Source organism: Quisquiliibacterium sp. (genome assembly GCF_982640115.1).
In genome coordinates this window covers 1-6442 of the sequence record NZ_CEXFHW010000204.1, presented here as the reverse complement: position 1 = coordinate 6442, position 6442 = coordinate 1, and the positions used below count along the sequence as shown (strand labels likewise).

Annotated in this window: 7 protein-coding genes; 3 read left to right on the top strand and 4 right to left on the bottom strand. The window is 66.5% G+C overall.

Annotated features, from left to right (window positions below; translation table 11 throughout):
• Positions 1 to 1566, top strand: a 1566-nt coding sequence (locus AC2H6A_RS17030; RefSeq protein WP_484274909.1) for an Orn/Lys/Arg family decarboxylase, incomplete at its 5' end; no start/stop codon positions are given.
• A gap of 1 nt (position 1567) precedes the next feature.
• On the opposite strand, the gene AC2H6A_RS17025 is transcribed toward AC2H6A_RS17030, so the two are convergent.
• From AC2H6A_RS17025 to AC2H6A_RS17010, 4 genes are read right to left on the bottom strand one after another with little or no spacing between them, the layout of a single operon-like run.
• Complete coding sequence (locus AC2H6A_RS17025) at positions 1568 to 2065, bottom strand: RDD family protein (protein ID WP_484274908.1); 498 nt, start codon at positions 2063 to 2065, stop codon at positions 1568 to 1570.
• Between the two features lies 1 nt (position 2066).
• Positions 2067 to 2723, bottom strand: coding sequence for a DUF3106 domain-containing protein (locus AC2H6A_RS17020; protein ID WP_484274907.1), 657 nt, complete (start codon positions 2721 to 2723; stop codon positions 2067 to 2069).
• A gap of 5 nt (positions 2724 to 2728) precedes the next feature.
• On the bottom strand, positions 2729 to 3133 hold the full coding sequence (locus AC2H6A_RS17015; RefSeq protein ID WP_484274906.1) for a DUF3619 family protein: 405 nt from the start codon (positions 3131 to 3133) through the stop codon (positions 2729 to 2731).
• Complete coding sequence (locus tag AC2H6A_RS17010) at positions 3130 to 3699, bottom strand: RNA polymerase sigma factor (RefSeq protein ID WP_484274905.1); 570 nt, start codon at positions 3697 to 3699, stop codon at positions 3130 to 3132. Before AC2H6A_RS17010 ends, AC2H6A_RS17015 begins: the two co-directional genes overlap by 4 nt.
• Positions 3700 to 4059: 360 nt before the next feature.
• On the opposite strand from AC2H6A_RS17010, the gene AC2H6A_RS17005 reads away from it, so the two are divergent.
• Both AC2H6A_RS17005 and ilvN read left to right on the top strand, forming a co-directional pair.
• Complete coding sequence (locus tag AC2H6A_RS17005; protein WP_484274904.1) at positions 4060 to 5781, top strand: acetolactate synthase 3 catalytic subunit; 1722 nt, start codon at positions 4060 to 4062, stop codon at positions 5779 to 5781.
• A 13-nt stretch (positions 5782 to 5794) separates the two neighbouring features.
• The gene (ilvN, locus tag AC2H6A_RS17000) at positions 5795 to 6286 is read left to right on the top strand and encodes an acetolactate synthase small subunit (RefSeq protein ID WP_484274903.1); all 492 of its coding nucleotides are present in this window, start codon (positions 5795 to 5797) and stop codon (positions 6284 to 6286) included.
• Positions 6287 to 6442: the final 156 nt, after the last annotated feature.

Here is a 6442-nt window from a genome sequence, read left to right as displayed (position 1 = left end):
ATCTTCAACGCCGACCACTGCTTCTTCGTCACCAACGGCACCAGCACCAGCAACAAGATGGTGTGGCACCACACGGTGGCGCCCGGCGACGTGGTGGTGGTGGACCGCAACTGCCACAAGAGCATCCTGCACTCCATCATCATGACGGGCGCGGTGCCGGTGTTCCTGCCGCCCACGCGCAACCACTTCGGCATCATCGGGCCCATCCCTCAGGCCGAGTTCTCCCCCGCGGCGATTCGCAAGCGGATCGCAGCCAACCCGCTCGTCAAGGACAAGTCGGCGCAGCCCCGGGTGCTCACGATCACCCAGTCCACCTATGACGGCGTGCTCTACAACGTCGAGCAGATCAAGTCCACCCTCGGCGACTACATCGAGAATCTTCACTTCGACGAGGCCTGGCTGCCGCACGCGGTGTTCCACCCGTTCTATCACGAGTTCCATGCCATCGGCCCCGACCGGCCGCGCGCCAAGGAGGCGATGATCTTCGCCACCCAGTCCACGCACAAGCTGCTCGCGGGGCTGTCGCAGGCCTCGCAGATCCTGGTGCAGGACTCCGAGACCCGCAAGCTCGATCAGTACCGCTTCAACGAAGCCTTCCTGATGCACACCTCCACCAGCCCGCAGTACGCGATCATCGCCAGCTGCGATGTCGCCGCGGCCATGATGGAGCCGCCCGGCGGCACCGCGCTGGTCGAGGAGTCGATCTTCGAGTCGCTCGCCTTCCGGCGCGCCATGCGCAAGGTCGATGCCGAGTTCGGCAAGGACTGGTGGTTTCAGGTCTGGGGCCCCAACCACCTCGCCGACAACGGCATCGGTCGGCGCGAAGACTGGTTCCTCAAGTCGAGCGATGGCTGGCACGGCTTCGGCCGGCTATCGGGCGGCTTCAACATGCTCGACCCGATCAAGGCCACCATCACCACGCCCGGCCTCGACATCGAGGGCCAGTTCGCCAGCTGGGGCATCCCCGCGGCGATCGTCACCAAGTATCTCGCCGAGCACGGCGTGGTCGTGGAAAAGACCGGGCTCTACTCGTTCTTCGTGATGTTCACCATCGGCATCACCAAGGGGCGCTGGAACACGCTGGTGACCGAGCTGCAGCAGTTCAAGATGGACTACGACGCCAACCAGCCGCTGTGGCGCGTCATGCCCGAGTTCGTGCAGGCGCATCCGCACTATGAGCGGGTCGGCCTGCGCGATCTCGCCCAGCAGATCCACGAGAACTACCGCAGCAACGATGTGGCCCGGGTCACCACCGACATGTACCTCTCGGACATGGTCCCGGTGATGAAGCCCTCCGATGCCTTCGAGTGCCTGGCCCATCGTCGGGTGGACCGGGTGCCGATCGACGAGCTCGAGGGCCGGGTGACCACCATGCTGGTCACGCCCTATCCGCCGGGCATTCCCCTGCTCATTCCCGGCGAGCGCTTCAATCGCGCGATCGTGCAGTACCTGCAGTTCGCGCGCGCGTTCAATCAGCGATTCCCGGGCTTCGACACCGATGTGCATGGCCTGGTCATCGACGAGGCCGGCCAGTACTTCGTGGACTGCGTGCGGCAGACCGGCTGAATCAGCGCCGCTCGAAGACCAGCCGCGTGCCGCTGGCCAGGTCATAGAGGGTGCGGCGGCGGCGATCGATGAGCGCCCACCCGAAAGGCACGGCCACCAGCAGGATGGCGGCCCCGTGCACCCCTGCGGCGAGCCCGAGGGCGATCACCCAGCCCGCCAAGGCGGCGAGATAGCGCATGATGGCTCGCTGCGTGCTGGCCGGTTGTCCCTGCTCGTCGACCAGGCGGACGCTCATGGTCTTCATGGGCAGCGTGCGCCGGCCATGGGACCAGAACCACACGAAATACACCCCGAGCACCAGCACCATGAAGCCCTGGAAGGCCCAGCGCAGCGGGCCGGGCTGCCCGTTGAAGCGGGTGAGGGCCGAGAAGCCGTACGCGAAGAAGAAGACCACCCCGAAGAGAATGACGCCCTCGTAGGCGACGCACATGAACCGGCGCCAGGGATCGGCGTCGGGCAGCGGGGCGTCGGGCGCGGGTTGGGCCGCGTCAGGGGGCATGTCAGTCGGCGGCAACCGGCGTGCCGTCGGCAGGCTGGCTGGCCGGCGCGCCCGGCCTGGAGGTCCTGACGGCAGTGCCCGGCCGTGGCTGCTGGGCCGAGGCCAGCGGCCGGGCTGCTTCCTTGGCCAGACCGGTGGGCGCGCCAGCATGGCGGGCCGCGGTGTTGCTGGTCCAGCCGTTGGCGCGCAGCACCGAACGCTGCTCGGGCGTCATCTGCTGGTAGCTTTCCCAGGTGGCCAGTCGCTCATCGCGATCAAGCGACTTGGCAAGACGGTAGTTGTCGCGGGCCATGCGGCGTTGCTCGGGGGAGAGCGCCGCCCACTCGCGAATGCGTTGCTGAGCGGCCGCCCGGTCGGCCGGGTTCATGGCGGGCATCTTCTCGGTCAGCGCGAGCCAGGATCGCTTCTTGGCCGCCGGCAGACCGTTCCAGGCGCTCTGGAGCGGCGCCAGGGTTTCCTGCTGGGATGCGCTGAGTTCAGCCCACTTGGGCTGGTTGATCGGCAGCACCGAGCGGCTGTCGGTAACCGGGGCCGCCGCCCAGGCAGCCACGCCGGTGGCGCCGAGCCAGAGCCCCGCCAGCGCCATGGCGACGACCGCAACCCGTCGGCGCGCGGGCTGGCGCGGTGCGGATGACGGACGGCGGGGCAGCACGGGCATGGGACTCAGGGCTCGCGGCTGTTCTTGAGGAAGACGCCGAAGCCGCGATCGGTGTAGGCCGTCAGGGGAACCTCATCGGTGAGCATGGCGCTGTCGATCTCGGCGATCTCGTCGGCGGTCTCGGTGTCGTTCCAGACGGAGATGGCCATGAGGCCGGCGATCAGGGCCAGCACCGGCAGCAGGGTGACGAGCACCCGGCGCCAGGGCGACTGGCTTTCCTGGGACGGCCCACCGGCTCCCGCCAGGGCGACCTGGCGCGCCGACGCGACCACACGAACCGTGCCGGTACGCTGGCGAGACAGGGCGGCAAGCCGAGCCTGCTCAAGACGGTGGCCGACCCTGAAGGGCAAACGGCCAGACGCTTCGTCAAGCGCGGCGCGGATTTCGCGGGTGAATTGCTGCTCGTTCATGGTGAGATGCCCCGGGCACGCAGTGCCGCTGACAGGGTGTGGGTGGCCCGGGAGCAGTGCGTCTTGACGCTGCCCTCGGAGCACCCCATGGCAGCGGCCGTTTCGGCCACGTCCATATCCTCCCAGTAACGCATCAGGAAGGCCTCCCGTTGACGCGGTGGCAACCGCTGGATCTCTTCCTCGATCACCCGCAGCACCTGCGAGCGCTCGACTTCCTCGGCGGCGCTTGCCGAACGCCCGCCTTCACCGGCCGATTCCAGCACCTCGAGCGGGTCGCGCTCGACGCCGTCCTCGCTCTCGGGCACCAGCACCGACAGCAGGGTGACCCAGGCGTTGCGTACCTTGCTGCGCCTGAAATGGTCGGTGATCGCGTTCTGCAGGATGCGCTGGAAAAGCAGGGGGAGTTCTCCCGCCGGCTTGTCACCATAGCGTTCAGCGAGCTTCAGCATGCTGTCCTGGATCAGATCCAGGGCGATCTCCTCGTCACGGACCGCGTAGACCGCGTGCTTGAAGGCCCTGCGCTCGACCGAAGCCAGAAAGTCCGACAATTCCTGTCGCGTGGCCATGAAAGGGGTGGCGCAAACCGTGGAGGAGCCCGCAAGCGGGCGATGCTAGCAGAGATGCCGAGGCGCGGTGGGCGCGGATTTCTTGACCCGATGTCGCCTCGCTCGCTATACTCCGTCGGTTACCCCCGGCGTCCCGAGGCTGCTCTTCGCGTGTCTCGTGACGCCGTTGTCTTTGTAGTCCGCAGCTCACCGGCTGACGGTCAGCTTGGGCCCGTTTCGCCTCAACCCGCTTCACGAGAGCGGCGTTGGGCGTCCGATCAACCTCGCAGGTCCCGTGCCAAGGCCTGCGTCGATGCCACTCCCGAGGGAGGGCGTTGGCGCCGGCGGGCGGGCTCCCTCGGTCTTGAAAGGGATCACCTCATGGAACTCTCTGGTGCGGACATCGTCGTCCGCTGTCTGCGCGAAGAAGGTGTCGAGCACATCTTCGGCTATCCCGGCGGCGCCGTCCTCTACATCTACGACGCCATCTTCCAGCAGGATGGCCTCAACCACATCCTGGTCCGCCACGAGCAGGCGGCGGTGCATGCCGCCGATGCCTACTCCCGCTCCACCGAAAAGGTGGGGGTCTGCCTGGTCACCAGCGGCCCTGGCCTGACCAATGCGGTCACCGGCATCGCCACCGCGTACATGGACTCCATTCCCATGGTGATCCTGTCCGGTCAGGTGCCCACCCATGCCATCGGGCAGGACGCGTTCCAGGAGTGCGACACGGTCGGCATCACGCGGCCGTGCGTGAAGCACAACTTCCTGGTCAAGAACGTCAAGGACCTGGCCGAGACCATGAAGAAGGCCTTCCACATCGCGCGCACCGGCCGCCCGGGCCCGGTGCTGGTCGACATCCCCAAGGATGTCACCCGCGAGAAGTGCCGCTATGAATACCCGAAGAGCGTGCAGATGCGCTCCTACAACCCGGTGGTCAAAGGCCACCAGGGCCAGATCAAGAAGGCGATGCAGTTGCTGCTGCAGGCGCAACGCCCCATGATCTACACGGGCGGCGGGGTCATCCTTGCCAACGCTGCGCCCGAGCTCAACCGCCTGGTCGATCTGCTCGGCTACCCGTGCACCAACACCCTCATGGGCCTGGGCGGCTATCGGGCCTCCGACCCCAAGTTCGTGGGCATGCTCGGCATGCATGGCACCTACGAGGCGAACATGGCCATGCAGCACTGCGACGTGCTGATCGCCGTGGGCGCGCGCTTCGACGATCGCGTGATCGGCAATCCGAAGCACTTCGCGCAGAACCCGCGCAAGATCATCCATGTCGATGTCGACCCCTCGTCGATCTCCAAGCGGGTGAAGGTCGATGTGCCGATCGTCGGCGATGTCCGCGAAACCCTGCTCGATCTGATCGCCCTCATCGAGCCGCAGGTGAGCGCTGGCGACGGACCCGACAAGGCCGCCCTGTCGGCCTGGTGGGCCCAGATCGAACAGTGGCGCAGCCGCGACTGCCTCTCCTATGACCGCTCCTCCGATGTGATCAAGCCACAGTTCGTGGTGGAGAAGCTCTGGGAGGTCACCGGGGGCGATGCCTTCATCACCTCCGACGTCGGCCAGCACCAGATGTGGGCTGCCCAGTTCTATCGCTTCGACAAGCCGCGCCGCTGGATCAACTCCGGCGGCCTGGGCACCATGGGCGTGGGGCTGCCGTATGCCATGGGCGTGAAGATGGCCCATCCCGACGCGCAGGTGGCCTGCGTCACCGGCGAGGGCTCCATCCAGATGTGCATCCAGGAGCTTTCCACCTGCAAGCAGTATCACCTGCCGGTCAAGGTGGTGAACCTGAACAACGGCTACCTGGGCATGGTCCGGCAGTGGCAGCAGATCGAGTACGGCAACCGTTATTCCGAGTCGTACATGGATGCGCTGCCCGACTTCGTGCGGCTTGCCGAGGCCTACGGCCACATCGGCGTGCGCATCGACAAGCCGGCCGACGTCGAGCCCGCGCTGCGGGAGGCCTTCGGCAAGCATCGCGACCGCCTGGTCTTCCTCGACATCATCACCGACGCCAAGGAGAACGTCTGGCCGATGGTGCAGGGTGGCAAGGGCCTGACCGAGATGCTTTTGTCCTCCGAAGACCTCTGAGACGGAGTCCGTGATGAGACACATCATTTCCGTCCTGCTCGAGAACGAACCCGGCGCGCTGTCCCGGGTGGTGGGGCTGTTCTCGGCGCGCGGCTACAACATCGAGACCCTTACCGTGGCGCCCACCGAAGACCGGTCGCTGTCGCGGCTGACCATCGTCACCACGGGGTCCGACGATGTCATCGAGCAGATCACCAAGCATCTGAACCGCCTGATCGATGTGGTCAAGGTGGTCGACCTCACCGAGAGTGCCTACATCGAGCGCGAGCTCATGCTGATCAAGGTGCGCGCGGTGGGCAAGGAGCGCGAGGAGATCAAGCGCATGGCCGACATCTTCCGCGGCCGGGTGATCGACGTCACCGACAAGTCCTACACCATCGAGCTCACCGGCGATGGCAGCAAGCTCGACGCCTTCATCGACGCGCTTGACCGCTCCGCCATCCTCGAGACGGTGCGCACCGGCGCCTCGGGCATCGCCCGCGGCGAGCGGGTCCTGAAGGCCTGAACCGGCGGCCCGCCGCCCGCACCCAAGCAAGCAACCCGCGCCTGAAGCGGCGCCCAGATTCGACAAGGAGATCCCCATGAAAGTCTTCTACGACAAGGACTGTGACCTCAAGCTCATCAAGGGCAAGAAGGTCGCCATCATCGGCTACGGCTCGCA